The organism is Sphingopyxis sp., assembly GCF_016793825.1.
GTDB lineage: Bacteria > Pseudomonadota > Alphaproteobacteria > Sphingomonadales > Sphingomonadaceae > Sphingopyxis.
Genome location: NZ_JAEULM010000023.1, coordinates 1 through 19,578, shown reverse-complemented (window position 1 = coordinate 19,578; position 19,578 = coordinate 1). Strand labels below are relative to the sequence as shown.

Genomic DNA, 19,578 nt, shown 5'->3' with positions numbered 1-19,578 from the left:
CCGGAAAGGCTGACGGAGGGGCCGATGGTACGGCGCTTTCGCCCCTCCACCACCGCTTCGCGGCGGCCCCCCACCCCGTCGCTTCGCGACAGGGAGGATCGAAATGAAGGCCAGGGTCGCCGTCCTGATCTCCGGCGCCGGCACCAATATGGCGGCGCTGCTCTATGCCGCGAAGGCCGCCGACTGCCCCTATGAACTGGTTCTGGTCGGCAGCAACAATCCCGATGCGCCGGGGCTTGCGATCGCAAGGGCCGAAGGCATTGCGACCTGGAGCCTGTCGCACAAGGGCATGAACCGCGACGCCTTCGACGCGCTGGTCGACGAACAGTTGCGCGCCGCCGGCGCCGACTATGTCGCGCTGGCCGGATATATGCGTATCCTGAGCGACGATTTCGTCGCGCGATGGGCGGGACGGATGCTGAACATCCATCCAAGCCTGCTCCCCCGGTACAAGGGGCTGAACACCCACCAGCAGGCCATCGACGCGGGCGACGCACAGGGGGGATGCAGCGTCCATGTGGTCACTCCGGCGCTCGACGATGGTCCGGTCCTTGCGCAAACGCCGGTGACGATCCTGCCCGGCGACACTGCCGAAACGCTGGCCGAGCGCGTACGCTTTGCCGAGCACCAGCTTTACCCCACCACGCTCGCCGCCTTTGTGTCGCGCGACCGCAGCCCCGACTATCTGCTGGGCCGCGTCCGCGACCTTGCGATGGCGCTGCCCGAAGCCGACGAGGTCACATCGCACGGCATGCCGTGCTTCGGGATCGTCAAGGGCAAGAAATTCGCCTATTTCACCCACGACCACCATGGCGACGGCAAGACCGCGCTGCTCGTGAAGATCAGCGGGGCCGAGGAACAGGCGATGCTGATCGAGCACGACGCGGACCGATATTACCGCCCCGCCTATTTCGGCGACGGATGGGTCGGCATCCGCCTCGACCTTGGCGACACCGACTGGGACGCGATCGGCGAATGGCTCCGCAAGAGCTGGCTGGCGATCGCGCCGCGCAAGCTGGCCGGCCTGATGGGCGCGGCCGAAGAGTTCTAAGCCACGAAAAGCCGCTGGCATTTTGCGGCGAAGCGGGGTCAACTGGGGCGATGGAGTTCGATTTCGCCCTGCTTCTGTCGGCCGCCTACCTCGGCGTCTTTGTCGTCATCATCGGGCGCATCATTCTGCGGCCGCAGCGCGAACCTGCGTCGCGGCTCGCCTGGCTGATCGCCACGATCGCGGTGCCGGTCGTCGGCATCATCGCCTATCTGCTGCTTGGCGAAGCGCGGATCAGCGCCAGGCGGCGCGCCCGCTATGCGGCAATCGAGGCGCATTTGCCGCATCCGCACGAAAACGCCGGGGTCCGGCGCGGGCTGGCACGAAGCGCGTGGGCGGCGCCCTTTGCGCTGGCGGAGACGGTCAACGCCCTGCCGCCGACCGCGGGGAACCGCGCGCGGCTGGCGGCGGACAGCAATGCCGCGATCCGCGAGATGGTGGAGGACATCGATAACGCCCGATCGACCGTCCACCTCTGCTTCTACATCTGGCTGGCCGACAATAACGGCTTTCGTATCAAGGATGCGCTGATCCGGGCCGCACGGCGCGGGGTGAAGGTACGCGTGCTTGCCGATGCGCTGGGGTCGCGGGGGTTCATCCGGTCGGCCTACTGGATCGAGCTGCAGAATGCCGGGGTCGACGCCCGGATCGCGCTGCCGATCGGCGGGCTGGTCTGGACTCTGATCCGCGGGCGCTTCGACCTTCGCAACCACCGGAAACAACTGATCGTCGACAATCGCATCGCCTGGTGCGGCAGCCAGAACCTCGCCGACCCCGAATTTCGCGTGAAATCCAAATATGCGCCGTGGGTCGACATCCTGTCGCGCTGGGAAGGGCCGGTGGCGCGCGACTGTCAATTCGTCTTCGCCGCCGACTGGGAAAGCGAGCATGGCGACGATATCACCGACCTCTTGCAGGACGACGCGGAGCCCGCGCCGATAGCCGATCCGGGAATCCCGGCGCAGATCATCGCGACCGGCCCGAACGCACGCTATGCGGCGATGACCGCGTGCTTCACCTCGCTGATCCATTCGGCGCGGCGCGAACTGGTCGTCACGACGCCCTATTTCGTGCCCGACGAACAATTGCTCTTCGCCCTGCTCGATTGCGCGAGGCGCGGGGTCGATACGGTGATGATCCTGCCGAAACGCAACGACAGCCGCGTCGTCGCGGGGGCGAGCCGGAGCTATTATGCCGATCTTGTCGATGCGGGCGTCAAGCTTCATGAATATCGCCCCGGCCTTCTCCACGCCAAGACGATGGTCGTCGACGGCGAGGTCGCGCTGATCGGATCGGCGAACCTCGACCGGCGCAGCTTCGAGCTCAATTTCGAGAATAATATCCTGCTGCGCGACAAGGCGTTCGCGCGGGAAATCCGCGCCCGGCAGGACAGCTATCTGGCCGAATCCGATCCGGTCACCGCCACCGACGTCGCGGCCTTTGGGGTCGTACAGCGATTGTGGCAAAACCTCGTCGCGACGCTAAGCCCCCTGCTCTGAACAAAAAAGGCCGCCGGATCGCTCCGGCGGCCTTTTCAGATCGATTGTGCCGGCGGGCTTAGCCGACGATTTCTTCGGGTTTGAAGAAATAGGCGATTTCGATCGCGGCATTTTCTTCGCTGTCCGAACCATGGACGGTGTTCGCCTCGATGCTTTCGGCCAGTTCCTTGCGGATCGTGCCGGGCTCCGCGTTCGCCGGGTTGGTCGCGCCCATGATGTCGCGGTTCGCCTGCATCGCATTTTCGCCTTCCAGGACCTGGACGACCACGGGGCCGCTGATCATGAAATCGACGAGTTCGCCGAAGAAGGGGCGTTCCTTGTGGACCGCGTAAAAGCCCTCGGCCTGATCACGGGTCATGTGGATGCGCTTGGAGGCGACGACGCGAAGGCCAGCCTCTTCCAGCATCTTGGTGACGGCACCGGTGATGTTGCGGCGCGTCGCGTCCGGCTTGATGATCGAAAAGGTGCGGGTAACCGCCATGGGAAAGCTCCTGCGTTGCTGTGTTATATGGTGCGCGCGCCTCTAGCGGTGCTTTTGCTGCGCTGCAAGGAAAGAGCGAGAGCCGCCTGTCGCCATGTCGATCGCCGACGGAACGTCAGGGGCCTTCCGACCAGCGACCGCGATCGTCCTGTTTCCAGAAGCGATTGTCGACATCCTCACGCGCCGCGAGCGCGCGCCAGGTCGCGCGGGCATCGTCGATGCGGCTGTTGTCGAACAGAAGGAACGTCCGGTCGAAGCCCAGCGCGTCCTCACGCCATTCACCGTCGGCGAGCGCGATATGCGTCGCGCCGTTCGGCGGCGAGGCATCGAGCGTGCCCGAAAGGAGGATGGGTTCGACCGCCTCGTCGGGCGACCCCGCATGACCGTGCGGCAGAAAGCCCGCGGGCTGGAGCGTCCAGAGCGCTTCGTCGATCGCCTGTCGCTGCATTGCCGAGGCGGCGACCACCAGCAGGCGGTCGCCGTTGCCGACAATGCGCGTCGCGATGGCCGGAAGCACCCGCTCGACCGGATCGCGGGTCAGTCGGTAGAAGTCGACGCGCGCCATCCGCTCCGCGCCACTCAGCCTTCGTGGTTCTCTGCAATGTAGCGGTCGAGCAGGCGGACGCCATAGCCGGTCGCGCCCTTGCCATAGACCGCGCCGTCCTTGTCGGCCCACGCCATCCCCGCGATATCGAGATGCGCCCAGGCGACGCCATCGTCGACGAAGCGTTTCAGGAACTGCGCCGCGGTGATCGATCCGCCTTCGCGTGGGCCGATATTCTTCATGTCGGCGATCGCGCTGTCGATCAGCTTGTCGTACGCAGCCGACAGCGGAAAGCGCCACAGCTTGTTGTTGCTGGTATCTCCGGCGGCGATCAGGCGGGTGGCCAGCGTGTCGTCATTGGCGAAGATGCCGGCATATTCGTGGCCGAGCGAGATGACCATCGCCCCGGTCAGCGTCGCGAGATCGACGATGACTTTCGGGTCATAGGCCTTTTGCGCCCAGCAGATCGCATCGCACAGAACAAGGCGGCCTTCGGCATCGGTGTTGAGGACTTCCACCGTCTGACCCGACATCGTCGTGACGATATCACCGGGGCGCATCGCGTTGCCGTCGGGCATGTTTTCGACGAGGCCGACGACGCCGACGACATTCGCCTTTGCCTTGCGACCGGCAAGCGCCTTGATCGCGCCCGCGACAGCGCCCGCGCCGCCCATGTCCCATTTCATCATGTCCATGCCCGGTCCGGGCTTCAGGCTGATGCCGCCAGTGTCGAAAGTGACGCCCTTGCCGACGAACACGACCGGCGCGTCGCCGGGATTGCCGCCGTTCCAGCGCATCGCGAGGAGGCGCGGCGGGCGTGTCGAGCCTTGCGCGACTCCAAGCAGCGCGCCCATGCCGAGCGCTTTCATCTGGCGCTCGTCCAGCACCTCGATTTCGACGCCGAGATCGGTGAGATGCTGGCAGCGATCGACGAAAGTTTCCGGATAGAGGATGTTCGGCGGCTCTGCGACGAGCGTCTGGGTCAGTGCAACACCGTCGGCCACCGCGGAATAGCTGCCCCAGCGGGCAGACAGGTCGCCCGCCCGCGATGCGACGACGATCGTCCTGAGGCTCGGCTTCGCGGTGTCGGCGAGGCGAGTGCGATAGGTGTCGAGGCGCCAGTTGCGCAACCGCGCGCCCATCGCGAAAGCCAGAACATCGTCTTCGTCGATCGAGCCGGCGCTGGCGAAATCGACATGCAGCGTCTCGACGCTGGTCTGCAGCCGCGCGACAAGCGCGGCGCCCGCGCGCTCGAGATCGTGCACACTCCCTTCGCCGATTCCGACGAGCAGCAGGCGCCGGGCCTGTTCGCCGTCGATCGCAGCGGTTTCGGCGATCGCGCCCGCTGCGCCCTCGAACCGCGCCTGCTTCGCCGCCGCGCCGAGCAGCGCGCCGAGCGCCCCCGCCTCGCCCTTGCGGACCGGGAACGCGACGACGTCGGCAGACGCATCGATTTGCGCGACAAACTGGATAAGCATGCGATGACTTTCCTATGCGGAGATTGATGGGAACGTGCGGGACCGATAGGAGTTTCGCCTGCGAGTTGCAAATGAAGCGACCGACCCGCCCGAGTGGCCCCCGGAGTCGGGTCCAGTCCGCCCGCCGACCGGGCGACGGGACGGTTGCGGCCAGCGCCAGGGAGCGAAACGCAGGTGCATGATTATATTCCACGGCTCGCCGATGGAGCCATGGACAAAATCCGACAAATCCCGCAGGGACGCGGCAATGGCTTCGACGCTTCGGTGCCTCGATCGAGTAATTGGTAGGTTCTGACCCTGGATGAACTGGGATTTGTTCCATCGGTCGTTGCGCGCACGACCTTTCTGGTTCGTGACCGCGAGCGGCGTCGTGCTGATGGCGTGCCCTGCGGGCGCGCAGCAGGCAGCCGAGGCGCCGCGCGTCGAGGCGCCGCAAAGCCAGCCCGATCTGCAGAATCGCGATCTGTCCACCGCCGCCACCGATGCCCCGGCATCGAAGGCCGCGGATCAGATCGGCTTTGCCGCCGACAATATCAATTACGATAGCGACACCGACATCGTGGTCGCCGAGGGCAATGTCGCGATGAATCGCGACACCGTCGACATGCGCGCGGACAAGGTCACCTGGAACCGCAAGACCGGCGAGGTCGTTGCCGAGGGCGATGTCGCGATCAAGAATCCCGAGGGCGACACAGCCTATGGCGATCGCATCGTCCTGACCGATACGCTGCGCGACGGAGTGGTCGAAAACCTGCTGGTCGTACTCGACAATGGCGCACGCCTCGCCGCCGTGAAGGGCACCCGCTTCGACAACGGCAATATCGAGCTGGAGAACGCAGCCTATACCCCCTGCCCCGTCGCGGACGACAGCGGCTGCCCCAAGAAGCCGAGCTGGCAGGTTCGCGCCGTCCGGGTGATCTATGACCGCGGCAAGAACAAGGTGCGGTACAAGGGCGCCCGGATCGAGATGTTCGGACTGCCACTGATCCCGTTGCCGGGGCTCAGTCATCCGGCCAATCAGGAAGCCGGCAGCGGACTTCTGGTTCCGGAGATCCGCCTCGACCGTTCAAACGGTTTCGAAATCGCGGTGCCTTATTATCTGCGGCTCGCCTCCGATCGCGACCTCACCGTCACGCCGCACATCTACACCAGCGCGGCCCCGATGCTGGAAGGCGAATTTCGCGCCCTGACCGACATCGGGTCGTTCCGGATCAACGGTTATGCGACCTACAGCTCGGTCGTGCCGCTGAACGCCACCGGACCGGCCGTAAACGGCGAGAACGAGTTTCGCGGTTATCTGGAAAGCGCGGGCCGGTTTCAGTTCAGTCCGCGCTGGAGCCTGAATTATTCGGGTCGCATCGCGACCGACCGCACGTTCATGCGGCGATACGACATCAGCCGCGACGACCGGCTGCGTTCGACGTTCGAACTCGAACGGATCGGCGGCCAAAGCTATCTCTCGATCGCGGGATGGGCGACGCAGACCCTGCGCGCCGGCGACCGGCAGGGCCAGCAGCCGATCGCCCTGCCGATCATCGATTATCGCCAGCGATTCGCCGATCCCCTGCTCGGCGGGCAGGTCGAGTTGCAATTGAACACGCTCGCCATCGGCCGCACCGCCGGACAAGACACCCAGCGCGCCTTTGCCGGAGCGCAATGGAATCTGCGCGGACTGACCGGCATGGGCCAGGAGGTCACGTTGACCGCGCTGGTTCGCGGCGACATCTATCACAGCGACGGAAATCTGCTGACCGCCATTCCCGGCTATCGCGGCAAATCGGGATGGGAAGGTCGCGGCATCGCGGCGATGGCGGCCGATATGCGCTGGCCCTTCATCGGCGAATTCGCGGGCGGCACCCAGACCCTGACCCCGCGGGTGCAGATCGTCGCGACGCCGCCGCTCAAGAATCTCGACATTCCGAACGAGGATTCGCGCGCCTTCGATCTTGAGGACAGCAACCTGTTCGCGATCAACCGCTTTTCGGGCTATGACCGGTTCGAGGACGGCGCGCGCATCACCTATGGCCTCGAATGGAATTACAGCCGCCCGGGGTTCAACGTCAGTTCGGTCATCGGGCAAAGCTATCGCCTGTCTAACAAGCCCAGCCTGTTCCCCGACGGCACGGGCCTGACCGACCGGACATCCGACATCGTCGGACGCACGACGGTGGCGTACAAGGATTTCCTGCGGCTGACCCACCGCTTCCGGCTCGACAAGGATAATCTGGCGATCCGTCGTAACGAATTCGACGCCACGATCGGCAGCCGTTCGACCTATGCCGTGCTGGGCTATTCGCGGCTCAACCGCGATATCCTGTTGCTCGGCGAGGATTTGCAGGATCGCGAAGAGGCGCGCGTCGGCGGCCGCGTCGGTTTTGCCAAGAACTGGTCGATCTTCGGGTCCGCGATCATCGACCTCACCAGCAAGAACGACGACCCGCTGAGCGTCGCCGACGGGTTCGACCCGATTCGGCATCGCCTGGGCGTCGCCTATGACGACGAATGCCTGTCGATCGCGCTGACCTGGCGCCGCGACTATATCGATACCGGCGATGCGAAGCGCGGCAACAGCTTCTCGTTCCGGATCGCATTCCGCAACCTTGGCTTCTGATTGCGCCGAACGAAGGGGCGCGAAGGCGTGTCCGACGGTCCGTCTCGCATAGCCTCCGCTCAGCCCCCGTTCAGCGTTCCGCCTCTAGATCGAAAGCCAGTTATGACATGCCACTGCGCGTTTGCGCTGGACCATCGGGCACGTCCGCTGATACGGAGCGGGCCGGAACCTCTCGAATAGGGTGAAAATGACGAAAATTTCGACCATGATCGGGCTGATGGCCGCAGCGGCCGTGGGTGTGACACCAGTAGTCGCGCAGACCGTCTCCGACAATGAAGTGCCGACGACGAGCCTCAACATTCCGGGCAACGTCCAGCTTTATGGCGATGCCAAGCCGAACGTCTATCGCCCGTCGGCGACCGTGAACGGCGAGATCGTCACCGCGACCGACATCGAACAGCGCCTCGCGCTGATCCGGATCGCGAACAACAATATCGAGCTGCCGGCCGACGAGGCGCAGCGGCTGCGGACACAGGTGTTCAGCAACCTGATCGACGAAAAGCTTCAGATTCAGGAAGCGAAGGCCGCAAAGATCGAGATCGACGAAAATGTCATCAACGATCAGTTCGCCCGGCTTGCCGCACGCTTCAAACAGACGCCCGAGCAGTTCACCGAATATCTGGCGTCCAAGAATTCGTCCGCCGCGGCGGTGAAGCAGCAGATTCGCGGCGAATATGCCTGGGACCGGCTGCTGTCGCGGAACATCCAGTCGACGACCAACGTATCGACCGAGGAGGTCGAGGCGATCGTCAAGCAGATGAACGAGGCGAAGGGCCAGGACGAGTTCCACATCGGCGAAATCTATCTGTCGGCAACGCCTGAAAATCAGGCCGAGATCGTCGAGAATGCCCGCAAGATCATCCAGGCCTTGCAGGCCGGCGGCAGCTTTGCCGCTTACGCTCGCCAATTCTCCGAAGCGTCGACCGCCGTCGTCGGCGGCGACCTGGGCTGGGTCAAATCGGCGCAGCTCCCCGCGTCGATGGCCGATGCGGCAGGCCAGATGCAGCCCGGCCAGCTTGTCGGCCCGATCGAGGTGCCCGGCGGGGTGTCGATCATGCTGATGATCGACCGGCGCCAGGTGCTGACCGCGGACCCGCGCGACGCGATCCTCAGCCTGAAGCAGGTTTCGCTCGATTTCCCCGCCGGTACCACCGAGGCGCGGGCATCGGAGCTGGCAGGCCAGTTCGCCGAAGCGACGCGCAGCATCGCCGGCTGCGGCGGCACCGAAGAAGTCGCAGCGCGGCTGGGCGCGCATGTCGTGTCGCGCGACAATATCGAGATGCGCGCACTCCCCGGTCCCCTGCAGGCGACGCTTGCGACGATGCAGGTCGGACAGGTCACGCAACCGTTCGGCGCCGCGAACGACGGAATCAGCGTGCTCGTGCTGTGCGGCCGCGACATGCCGCAGACGGCAACCGCCCCCGACCTCCAGCAGATCGAACAGCGGCTGCTGGAAGAAAAGGTCAACAAGCGCGCTCAGCGTTATCTGCGCGACCTGCGCCGGGATGCCGTGATCGAATATAGCTGATGTCGACCGACGACCAGCGATGCCCGATCGCGGTCACCATGGGTGACCCGGCGGGCGTCGGCCCCGAAGTCGCAGCGCGCGCCTGGGCGGCGCGCCGCGACCATGACCTTCCCCCCTTTGTCGCGATCGGCGATATCGCCGCCGTCGAGGCCGTCTGGGACGGCCCCGTGGCGCGTATCGGCGACATGGGCGAAGCCGCGCGCGCCTTCGACACCGCGCTTCCCGTCTGGCACCTAGAGGACAGCGGACCGCTTACGCCGGGAGCGCCGACCCCGGCCGGCGCGACCTGTGCGCTTCACGCGCTCGAAACGGGAATCGGCCTGACGCGCACCGGAGCCAGCGCCGCGCTTGTAACCGGCCCCGTGTCGAAGCACGCGCTGCACGGCATCGGCTATACGCACCCCGGCCAGACCGAATTCATCGCCGAACGCTGCGGCATTACCGCGACCAACGCGGTGATGATGCTCGCGGGCCCGTCGCTGCGTGTCGTACCGCTGACCGTTCACATCCCGCTTGCCGAAGTGGCCGAGCGGCTTACGCCCGACCTGATCGTGGCGAAGGCGCGGATGGTCGCGCGCGGTCTGTCGCGCGATTTCGGCATCGCCGAGCCGCGCATCGCGATCGCGGGTCTCAATCCGCACGCCGGCGAAAGCGGCCAGCTTGGCGACGAGGAAATCCGCATCATCGCTCCCGCCGTGGCGCAGCTCGCCGAGGAAGGCATTGAGGTCGACGGCCCGCTCGCCGCCGACGCGCTGTTCGCGCCGGGGATCCGCAGTCAGTATGACGCGATCCTTTGCTGCTATCACGATCAGGCGCTGGCCCCTTTCAAGGCCCTGCACTTCCACGACGGCGTCAATCTGACGCTGGGGCTGCCGATCATCCGCACGTCCCCCGACCATGGTACGGCGTTCGATATCGCGGGCATGGGCAAGGCCGACGCTGGACCGACGATCGCGGCGATCGCGATGGCCGCGCGCATGGCCGCAGCGCGCGACAGCGCCTGCGCTCCGGCGCAGTAACGGGGCCGGAGTGCCGATCCAGCCGAAGCTTCCGCTGCCGCCCCTGCGCGATACGGTGCGTACGCACGGTCTGTCGGCGAGCAAGGCGCTGGGCCAGAACTTCCTGTTCGACGAGCAACTGCTCGACCGGATCGCGGCGCTGCCGGGTGACCTGGACGATCAGACGGTGTTCGAGGTCGGACCGGGGCCCGGAGGGCTTACGCGCGCGTTGCTGCGTGCGGGTGCAAGGGTGATCGCGGTCGAGCGGGACGATCGCTGCCTGCCGTTGCTTGCGGACCTGGGCGAAGCGTTCGACGGGCGGCTGACCGTGATCCCCGATGATGCGATGGCGATCGACACCGATGCGCTGGCCGGCGGTCCTTATCATATCGTCGCCAACCTGCCCTATAATGTGGGAACGGCACTGTTCACGCGCTGGCTTGAACCCGCCCGCTGGCCGCCGCTTTGGCGATCGCTGACACTGATGTTCCAGCTTGAGGTGGCGGAGCGGATTGTCGCGCCGGTGGGAAGCAACGCTTACGGACGGCTGGCCGTCCTCGCGCAGTGGCGATCAAACGCGCGGATCGCGATGAAGGTCCATCGATCGGCCTTCACCCCGCCGCCCAAAGTGATGTCGGCGATCGTCCATGTCACGCCCGCAACCGAACCCGAGGGCGTCAATCCGCGCACCCTGTCGAAGCTCACCGAAAAGGGGTTCGGTCAACGACGCAAGATGTTGCGGCAAAGCCTGAAGGGTCTCGACGGCGCGGTCGAAGCGCTTGAGGCGCTGGATATCGATCCGACGCGGCGGGCCGAGACGGTCAGTGTCGCCGAATGGGTGGCGCTGGCCCGAATTCTAAGCTGAGCCGGCTATCGCCACGCCCATGCCGGGCAGTCAGTTCTGGTTGCTGGTACCGACCGTTGCCACCGGCTTCGGCGCGATGGCTTCAGCGGCGACGACGCGCTTTGCATCGCTGTTCGCGATCGTCTTTTCGAGCGCGGCGATCTGTGGGCAACTGGTCTTGCACGCACGCTTCGCATCGGCGAGCTTTTCGCGCGCCAGCTCGATCGCACCCCGGTCGGCCAGCGCTTCACCCTGCCCGGTCAGCGCGACGATGTCATTGGGTTCGAGCAGCAGCGCCTCGCGATAGAGGCCGATCGCCTTGCCCGGCAAACCCTGTGCCCGCGCGACTTGCGCCATCGCGATGATCGCCGAACGATTGCGCGGGTCGGCGGCCAGCGCCGATTCATAGAAATCGACAGCGGCGCCAAGGTCGCCTGCGGTCTGGGCGCTCTCACCCTGCTTCTGCAGCGCGATCGAGCTAGGGAGGACGTCGCTGTCGGCGCGTTGCGCATCGGAGGCCACGGGCATGCTGGCAAGGACGAGGCCGGCCCCCAAAGCCAGGAAACTGACGCGCATCGCATTCTCCCATTTCTTCATTCGGGGCGATGCTAACATGGCGCTGTCAGCCGTGCGAGAAAAAATCCGTCGCACCCGTCGTGGGCCGGAGTCAGCAGAAAACCGCTGCCCGCAGCGCGTCCGATGCCGTCGGGCAGGAAGCTTCGATCGGCTGTCCAGCCGGGATGCCGCGTCAGAAATTCATCCACCTGAGCCCGCCCCTCGCGCGCGATGATCGAGCAGACAGCATAGAGGAGTTTGCCACCGGGCGCCACAAGATCGGCGCCGATATCGACAAGTTTCGCCTGATCCGCGCGATGGCGATCGAGCCGCGCGGGCGTCAGGCGCCAGCGCAGTTCGGGGCTGCGCCGCCAGGTGCCACTGCCCGAACAAGGGGCATCGACAATGACGCGATCCGCCTTCCCCTGCCAGTCGGCCAGCATCGCGGGTTCCTGCGCGGGGTTGAGCAACCGCGTCTCGATGCGCGTCGCGCCCGCGCGTTCGGCGCGCGGCGCAAGCTGCTGTAGCCGCGCGCGGTTGGCGTCGCAGGCCAGGATATCGGCGTCGTTATCGGTCAGCGACGCAATGGCGAGCGTCTTGCCACCGCCGCCGGCGCAAAGATCGACGATGGCCTGCCCCGGTCGGGCGTCGAGCGCGGCGGAGGCATATTGGCTTGCCGCATCCTGCACCTCGAACAGACCGTCGGCATAGGCGGCATGCTGCGCCGCCGCAGTTTCGGGCGGCAAGCGCCAGCCGCCGGGAGCACCGCGAATGGCGGCACCCTCGGGAAAAAGCCCGGCGAGATCGTCCGCCCCGGCCTTGATCCGGTTGACACGCAGGTCGAGCGGCGCGCGGGCGAGCATGGCGTCCCCCTCGCCCGACCCGATCAGCGGGTCGAAGAGATCGATGAGCGCCTCCGCCGCAAGCCCGGTTTCGCCGCGCGGTTCGTCGGGCACGATCGGGGCGGGACCATAGGACGAACCGTCGAACAGGTCGGCAAGCATGGGTTCGGCGTCGACCAGCGCGAGCATCGCGGCACGGCCCGATGCGGGCGCCGACCGCACGCGACGGATGGCGTCATAAACATGACCGCGGATCGCACGGCGATCCTTCGACCCCGCATAGCGACGCGCACGCATCGCCTCGGCGAAGATCGCGTCGGCGGGCGCCCCGCCATCGCGCGCCGAGGCGGCGATGGCATCGAGGATCTCGATCGCAGTCTGGAGGCGAGCAGCGGGAGTCATGAGCCCCCTCCCCTCCCGTAAACGGGAGGGGCAGCGAGACTTGCGAGCTTGCTCGCTAGTCGCAACGGGGTGGGCCATGAGGCGCCCAGCCAACCCACCCCGCTGCGACTAGGCAGCAAGCTGCCAAGTCTCGCTGCCCCTCCCGCCTGCGGGAGGGGATGGATGTGTCGTTGAGTCACGAATCATCCCACCGGATAATTCGGCGCCTCGCGCGTTATCGCGACGTCGTGGACGTGGCTTTCCCGCAGGCCGGCATTGGTGATGCGGACGAACTTGGCCCGCGCGCGCAGATCCTTGAGCGTGCGGCTGCCCGTATAGCCCATCGCCGCTTTCACGCCGCCGACGAGTTGGTGGATCACGTCCTTCGCGGCGCCCTTGAACGGCACCTGACCCTCGATACCCTCGGGCACCAGCTTCATCTGATCCTTGATATCCTGCTGGAAGTAGCGATCGGCCGATCCGCGCGCCATCGCGCCGACGCTGCCCATGCCGCGATAGCTCTTGTACGTACGGCCCTGGAACAGGAAGGTTTCGCCCGGCGCCTCGGCCGTCCCGGCGAGGAGCGAGCCGACCATCACGCTGGACGCGCCAGCCGCCAGCGCCTTCGCAATATCGCCCGAGGTCCGCAGGCCGCCGTCGGCGATAACCGGAACGCCCAGCTTTTCCGCCGCCTCGACGCTGTCGAGAATCGCTGTGAGCTGCGGCACGCCGACGCCGGCAACGACGCGCGTGGTGCAGATCGAGCCCGGGCCGATGCCGACCTTCACGCCGTCGGCGCCGCAATCGACCAAGGCCTTTGTCGCGTCACCAGTGGCAACATTGCCAGCGAGAACCTGAACGCGGTTCGACATCTTCTTGATGCGTTCGACGGTCGCGCCCACGCCCTTGCTGTGTCCGTGCGCGGTATCGACGACAATCAGATCGCATTCGGCGTCCAGCAGCGCCTCGACCCGTTCGATTCCCGAATCGCCCGTGTTGGTCGCTGCGGCGACGCGCAGGCGGCCGCTGCCATCCTTGGTCGCGTCGGGGAAATTCACGGCCTTTTCCATGTCCTTGACCGTGATCAGTCCGATGCAGCGATAATCTTCGTCGACGACGAGCAGCTTTTCGATGCGGCGCTGGTGCAGCAGCTTGCGCGCCTCGTCCTGACCGACGCCGGGGCGAACGGTTGCGAGGTTTTCGGCCGTCATGAGTTCGCGCACCGGCTGTCCCGGATTGTCGGCGAAACGGACGTCGCGGTGAGTCAGGATGCCGACGAGCTTGCCGCCGGGTTCGACGACCGGAATGCCCGAAATCCTGTGCTGCGCCATCAGCGCGGTGGCATAGGACAGCGGCGCGTCGGGGGTGATGGTGATCGGGTTGACGATCATCCCGCTTTCGAAGCGCTTGACCTGCCGTACCGCGGCGGCCTGTTCCTCGACCGTCATGTTGCGGTGAAGAACGCCGATCCCGCCGATCTGCGCCATCAGTATCGCCATGTCGGCCTCGGTCACCGTGTCCATCGCCGACGACAGGATCGGGATGTTGAGCGTGATCTCGCTGGTGAGTTGCGTCGAAAGATTGGCGTCCGACGGCAGGATGTCCGACGCGCCGGGCACCAGCAGTACGTCGTCGAAGGTCAGGCCGGTGATGATTTCCATGGGTGCCACTTTCTCATGCGGGCGGCGTCTGCCCCGCATTTTCGGAGCGACACGCGCGACTCGTTTGGTGGCGGCCCATGTAACCAGTCGAGCGGAAACGCGCCAGTGGGGGGAGGATGATTATTTCGGCCACCCCATGCGCCCGGAAAAAGACGGGATTGCGGCCGGCCAAAACGCCGCCGCAATCCCGTCGGCGCGCCCTATTTGGCGAGCAGCCAGATCAGCGCCGCGAGCATCACGACGAAGAACAGCGTAAAGACCGTCACCTCGACCCAGCCGAGACCCAGCGCGCGGGCATGCTCCTGCCGGAACGCCTCGACCTTGTCCTTGATGTCGGTCGTGCCGGTGACGAGCCCGATGTCGAGATGCCGCCCTTTCTTGAGGAAGGTTACCGCCTCCTTCACTTCGGCGGCATCGATATCGGGATAGCGGCGAAAGATGTCTTCCGCGCGGATAGCCTGGGCCGAGGCCGTGGCCCCGCCCTTGGTGGATTCAGTCATTTGCAATTCCATCATTTGCGTCCCCCGCGAAGGAGGACATGTTCATCCGTTCGCCCGAAGGCGTCGTCGATCAGCGGATGGAAAGACGTGGCGGCGCACGCGCCGCGTAAGGGGCGCCGTGCCAACCGGCCGCTTGCGCCAGCGGCTTTGCGGCAAAAGCGGGCGCGCCGGTCGCGCGCTCCACAAGCACAAAAACGACGGGCCCGAGCATGAGCGGATCGGGTCCGGAGCCGGTTCGCCGGTCGTCGTCGTCAGCGCGATGCCAGGATGTCAGCTTGACGGCAGCGGCGCGGCCGACATGCGCTGGCGCCTCGACGAGCGTGCGCACCGCGGATACCTTGTCCACCCCATCGAACGCGCGCGCATCATGCGCGACGCCGAGTGCCCCCAGCGACAGGATCGCAAGCCAGGCGAACAAGGCGCCCACGCGGCTGCGGCCGAGGGATAGGATCGACATCATCGGGGCCTTGTAGCGATTACAACCTTACGGGGAACTGACTCATTTGCCATGCGGGCGTGGACAGGCACCCCGACGATCGTTACGGGAGCCGACTAGCCATCCTTTCCGGCGGGCCCATTGCCTGCGCTTGCCGCACCCCGAATGTCCGGCTAGTCGCGATAGCGTGAGCCCCGACACACCCCCTCCCCCCTCGACCCTCGCTCCCTTCCGCTATCCCGCCTTTCGCGCGATCTGGATCGCGAACCTTGCGTCGAACATGGGATCGATGATCCAGTCGGTCGGCGCCGCGTGGTTGATGACCGAACTGACGCGCTCGCACCTGCTCATCGCGCTGGTCCAGGTGGGCGCGACGATCCCGATCCTGCTGCTTGGCGTGTTCGCGGGCGCGATCGCCGATAATTTCGACCGGCGGCGCGTGATGCTGGCGGCCCAGACGGCGATGCTGCTGGTCTCGGCAGCGCTGACAGTGACGACGTGGATGGGCGCCATCACGCCGCTCCTGCTGCTGTTCTTCACGCTCGCCGTCGGCTGCGGCACCGCGCTCAACGGGCCGGCATGGCAGGCGTCGGTACGCATGCAGGTCGGGCCAAGAGACCTGCCGCAAGCGATCGCGCTCAACAGCATCGCCTTCAACCTTGCCCGCAGCGCCGGCCCCGCGCTCGGCGGGCTGCTGATTTCGGTCACGGGACCTGCGCCAGCCTTTGCGCTCAACGCCATATCCTATCTCGCGCTGATCGTCGTTCTGCTGCGCTGGCACCCCGAGGTCGCGCCGCCAAAGCGGACGCCGATGTTCGCCGCGATCGCGACGGGACTGCGCTTCTGCTATCAGTCCGACCCGGTGCGCCGCGTGCTGATCCGCGGGTCGATCTTCGGTACCGCGGCGATCGCGCTGCAGGCGCTGCTCCCTTCGCTGGTTCGCGACCGCCTGCATGGCACCGAAACGATCTATGGCCTGTGTCTTGCCGCCTTTGGGACCGGATCGATCGTCGCCGCGCTGTTCGTCGGCGATATTCGCCGGCGCTGGGGCAGCGACCGGATCGTCAGCATTTCATCGCTGATCTATGCCGCCGCGATGATTCCGGTGGCGATGACGCAAAGCCTGCCGGCGATCCTCGGCTCCGCCTTTGTCGCGGGACTGGCGTGGGTGTCGACGCTGACGACGCTCAATGTCGCGATGCAGTTGCGGTCGCCCGAGGCGATCCTTGGTCGCTGCATGGCGATCTATCAGGCCGTCACCTTTGGCGCGATGGCGCTGGGCGCCTGGCTGTTCGGGCTGATCGCCGACCTGTGGACATTGTCCGCCGCGGTGCTGGCATCGGCGCTGTGGCTGGCGATTTCCGCCGTCCTTCTGCCCATGCTCGCGCCCATGCCCGGGCGCGACGAAGGCCGGATCGCGAACTGATCAGGCCGCGCCATCCTCTTCGATGGTGAAGCGACTGTTCGAAAGCTGCAATTCGTCACCACAATGGCTGCAGGCGACGACCATGTGAAGGTCGTGACCGCATGGGTCGTGGGTCAACAGCACCGGCGGCCCGCGCTCGTCGGAGAACCACCGATCGCCCCACTGGAGCAGCGCGAGCAGCACCGGATACAGATCGCGCCCCTTCTGGGTCAGCCGGTACTCGACACGGTCCGCGTGCGCCGAATAGGGCACGGTCTTCAAAATACCCTGTCGCACCAGCCGTTCCAGGCGGCCGGTCAGGATATTGGTCGCCATCAACGTATCCCGCTGGATATCGTCGAAGCGGTTGATGCGCGTGAACATCGCGCGGACGACCAGCGTCGCCCAGCGGTCGCCGAACAGTTCGATCATCGTGTCGACGAGCGGGCGTCCGCCCGGTCGCCGCGCGCCGACCTCGCCGCAAAAGCGGCGGCGTTCATAGGCTGGCGTCACCTGCACGAGCCCCGGCCCCTCGCGCCACGAGACGTCGCGCGGGTCGATTTCCTTGCGGCAATGTTCGCACGCCGGCACCGGTTCGGTCGCCGAGCCGCAGCTCGCGTGATGCAGCCGGACCTGGAAATCGCGGCTCGCCGCCTCCCATTTATGCTGCCAGCGCAGCATCATCAGCGCATTGGGAAACTGGTCCCGCCCCTTTTGGGTGAGCACATAATGGAAACCGCGCCCCGCCTTTCGGGGGCGCTTCGCCAGGCAATCCTCGTCGACCAATTTCTTGAGCCGGCCATTGACGACCGAGCGCGCCAGACCAGTCCGGGCGACGAATTCGTCGAAGCTGTGTATGCCAAGGAACGCCTGTTCCATGAGGAGCAGCACCGGCACGTCGCCGACGACGTCAAGCGCGCGCCAGATCGAACAGGCCCTGATGGTACGCTCATGTTTCAACCGGGAACCATCCTCCGCTTATCGCCCGCCTCCAGGGTCAGCGCCCTAGACCAAGGGTCGCGGGCGGACAAGGCTGGGCGGAAGAGGGAGCGTGCCCTGCCCCCTCCTCCGCACCGGGAGAGCCCGGTCGACGACCCTTCGTCAGAAGCGTCCGGTCAATTGCACCGCGATCGTGCGCGGCCGATCGACGATCCCGTTGTAGGCGTTGCCCGCGTTGCGCGTGATCGTGGTCGCCAGCGGCATCGAGCTTGCCGTCTGAAGGATACGCTGATTGGTCAGGTTGCGGCCGATGAGCGCGACCTCCCACTGGTTGTCGATCTGGGCGAGCGCCAGCCGCGCGCCGAGCTTGGCATAGCCGTCCTGACGGGTTCTGGGATCGAGGTTCGCCGAGGCGATGTAGGCCGACGAGAAATCGGCGTTGACGTTGAACGCGACCTTCATGCTGCTGCTGATCGGCGTCACATAATCGAGGTTCAGGTTGCCCGACCATTTCGGCGACAGCGCGTTGCGCTTGCCGGTGTAGTCGCAGAAACCGCCCGCGCCCGGCGTCTGCAGATAATAGCATTGGCCGTTGGTGAAGTTGGTGAACTTGAAATCGAGATAGGCGATGGCACCGCTGATCGTCAGCCCGTTCGCGATCGCGGCGCGAAAGTCCGCCTCGACCCCCTGCGTCTTCGCGCCGGCCGCATTGCGGACGTTGAAGTTCAGCGTGCCGTCGAAGATGTTGACCTGAAGATCATGATATTTGGTGCGATAGACCGACAGGTTGAACGCGAGATTGCGGCCCTTGTACTTGAGCCCGCCCTCGAAATTGTCGGCGCTTTCGTCGGCGAACATGAACGCGCCGGGCTTGGCGACGGTGGTCGATGTCGGCAGCGAGTTCGAACGGATATCGAAGCCGCCCGCCTTCGTGCCCTTCGCATAGGATGCGTATAGCATCAAATCGTCGGTCGCATCGAACTGGAGGTTGACCATCGGGTTGAAGCTGTCTTCGCTCAATTTGCCCGAAATGCTGTGCGCTTCGATATTGAGCGCGCGGAAGGTCGCGGCGACCACCAGCGGGTTGAAGGTGTTGAGCGGTCCCTGGACGATCGCGAGCGTGCGGCTGCCGGTCTTCTTTTCGTGGTTGAAACGCGCGCCAGCGGTAATGCGGAACTGGTCGGTCACCGACAGCTCGCCCTGCGCGAACGCGGAGATGAGGTCCGACGTCTGGCTGTAATCGCGGTCGTTGCGCGTATCGCCGAGCGCATTGAAAGGCGCACCCAGCGCCAGGAACGTCGCGTTGAACAGGGTGAAGTCCTGCACATCGAGCTTTGCGTTCTGGTAGTAGACGCCCGCAATATAATTGAACGCTTCGCCGCCCGGCGAGGCCAGGCGGAGTTCCTGCGAATATTGCCGATAATCTTCCCGCAGGTTCGTGCCGTCGAGGAAACTGATGCCCGAGAAATCGACGTCGACGATCTCCCGCGTCTTGTAGTCGAGCAGCGACGAGATCGAAGTCAGCGTGTGGTCGCCGAGTTCGAGGTCCATGTTGAGCGTCGCACCGAGCACCTTGTTGCGGCTCTGGTAACCGTTGTCGGCGCGCACATAGTCCGGGGTCGTATCGACGAAGAACGGTCCCTGGAACACGGTGTTGTAATTGCCCACCGCACCGAACACGTCGCGCGGCTGAGGATCAGCGTGCAATAGGCACCCCCTTCGTGGGGTGATCGGCGTGCAAAAAGGACCCCTTCATCCCGGGGATTTAGTCGGCCGACTGGTTTTGATCAGTTGGCGAGAACGGGATGTTGATCGTGGAGACAGTGGT

At 65.6% G+C, this 19,578-nt stretch carries 17 protein-coding genes; 7 read left to right on the top strand and 10 right to left on the bottom strand.

Annotated features, from left to right (window positions below; all coding sequences use genetic code 11):
* Positions 1-103 precede the first annotated feature (103 nt).
* Together purN and cls are read left to right on the top strand one after the other, a co-directional pair.
* Positions 104-1,051 (top strand): phosphoribosylglycinamide formyltransferase, encoded by a 948-nt coding sequence (gene purN, locus JNM03_RS07310; RefSeq protein WP_294035712.1) that lies wholly within the window; start codon positions 104-106, stop codon positions 1,049-1,051.
* A gap of 50 nt (positions 1,052-1,101) precedes the next feature.
* Complete coding sequence (cls, locus tag JNM03_RS07305) at positions 1,102-2,547, top strand: cardiolipin synthase (RefSeq protein ID WP_294035710.1); 1,446 nt, start codon at positions 1,102-1,104, stop codon at positions 2,545-2,547.
* A 58-nt stretch (positions 2,548-2,605) separates the two neighbouring features.
* Here cls and ndk read toward each other — a convergent pair whose 3' ends face one another.
* From ndk to JNM03_RS07290, 3 genes are all read right to left on the bottom strand, one after another.
* Positions 2,606-3,028, bottom strand: a complete 423-nt coding sequence (ndk, locus tag JNM03_RS07300; protein ID WP_294035708.1) for a nucleoside-diphosphate kinase — start codon at positions 3,026-3,028, stop codon at positions 2,606-2,608.
* A gap of 115 nt (positions 3,029-3,143) precedes the next feature.
* Positions 3,144-3,593 (bottom strand): DNA polymerase III subunit chi, encoded by a 450-nt coding sequence (locus JNM03_RS07295; RefSeq protein ID WP_294035707.1) that lies wholly within the window; start codon positions 3,591-3,593, stop codon positions 3,144-3,146.
* 14 nt (positions 3,594-3,607) lie between these two features.
* Positions 3,608-5,050, bottom strand: a complete 1,443-nt coding sequence (locus JNM03_RS07290) for a leucyl aminopeptidase (protein ID WP_294035705.1) — start codon at positions 5,048-5,050, stop codon at positions 3,608-3,610.
* A 301-nt stretch (positions 5,051-5,351) separates the two neighbouring features.
* Between JNM03_RS07290 and JNM03_RS07285 the strand changes: the two genes are divergently transcribed.
* From JNM03_RS07285 to rsmA, 4 genes are all read left to right on the top strand, one after another.
* Entirely contained in the window at positions 5,352-7,661 is a 2,310-nt protein-coding gene (locus JNM03_RS07285) for an LPS assembly protein LptD (RefSeq protein WP_294035703.1), read from the top strand.
* 187 nt (positions 7,662-7,848) lie between these two features.
* Positions 7,849-9,189, top strand: a complete 1,341-nt coding sequence (locus JNM03_RS07280) for a peptidylprolyl isomerase (protein WP_294035701.1) — start codon at positions 7,849-7,851, stop codon at positions 9,187-9,189.
* Complete coding sequence (gene pdxA, locus JNM03_RS07275; protein ID WP_294035700.1) at positions 9,189-10,208, top strand: 4-hydroxythreonine-4-phosphate dehydrogenase PdxA; 1,020 nt, start codon at positions 9,189-9,191, stop codon at positions 10,206-10,208. Before JNM03_RS07280 ends, pdxA begins: the two co-directional genes overlap by 1 nt.
* A 34-nt stretch (positions 10,209-10,242) precedes the next feature.
* Positions 10,243-11,052, top strand: coding sequence for a 16S rRNA (adenine(1518)-N(6)/adenine(1519)-N(6))-dimethyltransferase RsmA (gene rsmA / locus JNM03_RS07270; RefSeq protein WP_294035935.1), 810 nt, complete (start codon positions 10,243-10,245; stop codon positions 11,050-11,052).
* Between the two features lie 30 nt (positions 11,053-11,082).
* Here the strand turns inward: rsmA and JNM03_RS07265 are convergent, their stop codons facing one another.
* From JNM03_RS07265 to JNM03_RS07245, 5 genes are all read right to left on the bottom strand, one after another.
* Positions 11,083-11,628 carry a tetratricopeptide repeat protein gene (locus JNM03_RS07265; protein WP_294035698.1) on the bottom strand — a complete coding sequence of 182 codons (546 nt, stop codon included), beginning with the start codon at positions 11,626-11,628 and terminating at the stop codon, positions 11,083-11,085.
* 11 nt (positions 11,629-11,639) lie between these two features.
* On the bottom strand, positions 11,640-12,830 hold the full coding sequence (locus JNM03_RS07260; protein WP_294035696.1) for an RsmB/NOP family class I SAM-dependent RNA methyltransferase: 1,191 nt from the start codon (positions 12,828-12,830) through the stop codon (positions 11,640-11,642).
* Positions 12,831-13,012: 182 nt separating this feature from the next.
* Positions 13,013-14,470 (bottom strand): IMP dehydrogenase, encoded by a 1,458-nt coding sequence (gene guaB, locus JNM03_RS07255; RefSeq protein ID WP_294035694.1) that lies wholly within the window; start codon positions 14,468-14,470, stop codon positions 13,013-13,015.
* Positions 14,471-14,670: 200 nt separating this feature from the next.
* Positions 14,671-14,970 carry a hypothetical protein gene (locus tag JNM03_RS07250; protein WP_294035692.1) on the bottom strand — a complete coding sequence of 100 codons (300 nt, stop codon included), beginning with the start codon at positions 14,968-14,970 and terminating at the stop codon, positions 14,671-14,673.
* A 70-nt stretch (positions 14,971-15,040) separates the two neighbouring features.
* A complete protein-coding gene (locus JNM03_RS07245; protein WP_294035690.1) occupies positions 15,041-15,388 on the bottom strand; it encodes a hypothetical protein in 348 nt (115 codons plus the stop codon).
* Positions 15,389-15,593: 205 nt separating this feature from the next.
* Between JNM03_RS07245 and JNM03_RS07240 the strand changes: the two genes are divergently transcribed.
* The gene (locus tag JNM03_RS07240) at positions 15,594-16,832 is read left to right on the top strand and encodes an MFS transporter (RefSeq protein WP_294035688.1); all 1,239 of its coding nucleotides are present in this window, start codon (positions 15,594-15,596) and stop codon (positions 16,830-16,832) included.
* Here the strand turns inward: JNM03_RS07240 and JNM03_RS07235 are convergent, their stop codons facing one another.
* A complete protein-coding gene (locus tag JNM03_RS07235; protein WP_294035686.1) occupies positions 16,833-17,771 on the bottom strand; it encodes a helix-turn-helix domain-containing protein in 939 nt (312 codons plus the stop codon).
* A gap of 141 nt (positions 17,772-17,912) precedes the next feature.
* Positions 17,913-19,457, bottom strand: a complete 1,545-nt coding sequence (locus JNM03_RS07230) for a TonB-dependent receptor (RefSeq protein ID WP_294035685.1) — start codon at positions 19,455-19,457, stop codon at positions 17,913-17,915.
* Positions 19,458-19,578 lie beyond the last annotated feature (121 nt).

Bases quoted from the DNA above. Each gene is read 5' to 3' on its own strand.
- purN (WP_294035712.1), top strand. From the start codon at position 104: ATGAAGGCCAGGGTCGCCGTCCTGATCTCCGGCGCCGGCACCAATATG.
- cls (WP_294035710.1), top strand. From the start codon at position 1,102: ATGGAGTTCGATTTCGCCCTGCTTCTGTCGGCCGCCTACCTCGGCGTC.
- ndk (WP_294035708.1), bottom strand. From the start codon at position 3,028: ATGGCGGTTACCCGCACCTTTTCGATCATCAAGCCGGACGCGACGCGC.
- JNM03_RS07295 (WP_294035707.1), bottom strand. From the start codon at position 3,593: ATGGCGCGCGTCGACTTCTACCGACTGACCCGCGATCCGGTCGAGCGG.
- JNM03_RS07290 (WP_294035705.1), bottom strand. From the start codon at position 5,050: ATGCTTATCCAGTTTGTCGCGCAAATCGATGCGTCTGCCGACGTCGTC.
- JNM03_RS07285 (WP_294035703.1), top strand. From the start codon at position 5,352: ATGAACTGGGATTTGTTCCATCGGTCGTTGCGCGCACGACCTTTCTGG.
- JNM03_RS07280 (WP_294035701.1), top strand. From the start codon at position 7,849: ATGACGAAAATTTCGACCATGATCGGGCTGATGGCCGCAGCGGCCGTG.
- pdxA (WP_294035700.1), top strand. From the start codon at position 9,189: ATGTCGACCGACGACCAGCGATGCCCGATCGCGGTCACCATGGGTGAC.
- JNM03_RS07265 (WP_294035698.1), bottom strand. From the start codon at position 11,628: ATGAAGAAATGGGAGAATGCGATGCGCGTCAGTTTCCTGGCTTTGGGG.
- JNM03_RS07260 (WP_294035696.1), bottom strand. From the start codon at position 12,830: ATGACTCCCGCTGCTCGCCTCCAGACTGCGATCGAGATCCTCGATGCC.
- guaB (WP_294035694.1), bottom strand. From the start codon at position 14,470: ATGGAAATCATCACCGGCCTGACCTTCGACGACGTACTGCTGGTGCCC.
- JNM03_RS07250 (WP_294035692.1), bottom strand. From the start codon at position 14,970: ATGACTGAATCCACCAAGGGCGGGGCCACGGCCTCGGCCCAGGCTATC.